At 54.5% G+C, this 543-nt stretch carries 1 protein-coding gene and 1 pseudogene; one reads left to right on the top strand and one right to left on the bottom strand.

Features of this window, described 5'->3' with window-relative positions; genetic code table 11:
- A pseudogene (locus ACR0EK_RS20340) lies at nt 1-154 on the bottom strand (EamA family transporter); the annotation flags it as partial.
- 78 nt (nt 155-232) lie between these two features.
- Here ACR0EK_RS20340 and ACR0EK_RS20335 point away from each other — a divergent pair.
- Nucleotides 233-543: MarR family winged helix-turn-helix transcriptional regulator (locus tag ACR0EK_RS20335; protein WP_480968099.1), on the top strand; the 311-nt coding region annotated here is incomplete at its 3' end.

The raw sequence follows: 543 nt of genomic DNA, 5'->3' as shown, positions 1-543 counted from the left end.
CCAGAACGAGCAATAGCAGGCCAGCAGGCAGCGCACGCAGGGCAGCCATTGTGATTGGATACCCAGCAGGAAGGAATTCAGTCGTAACGTAATACGTGCTGCCCCAGATCAGCGGCGCGATGGCAGTGAGCGCGATGTCGACATGATGTTTCATGAGGGATCTCCATATATCTTGACATCAAGATATCTTATATTCTCTTGACGTCAAGATAAAACTTCGCAATATGCTTCTATGGACCACATCGATCGTATCATTTCTCAATGGAACAAAGCCCGCCCCGACCTCGATGTGGGACCGATGGAAACGATTGGGCGTCTTTCCCGCCTGGCGGCTCAGCTCAGAAAAGAGATGGACAAAACCTGGAAGGTCTACGGGCTCAACCTCGCCAGCTTTGATGTGCTGGCGACCCTGCGCAGGTCCGGAAAGCCTGAAGGCCTGTCGCCGGGGGAATTGCTTGACCTGACCATGGTGACATCGGGGACAATGACCAACCGAATTGACCAGCTCGTCAAGGCCGGCTTGGTCGAGCGCGCGCCAAATCC

The organism is Ruegeria sp. AE4, from assembly GCF_056542185.1.
Note: the sequence above shows the minus strand (reverse complement) of the source record. Positions and strands in the feature narration are given on the sequence as shown.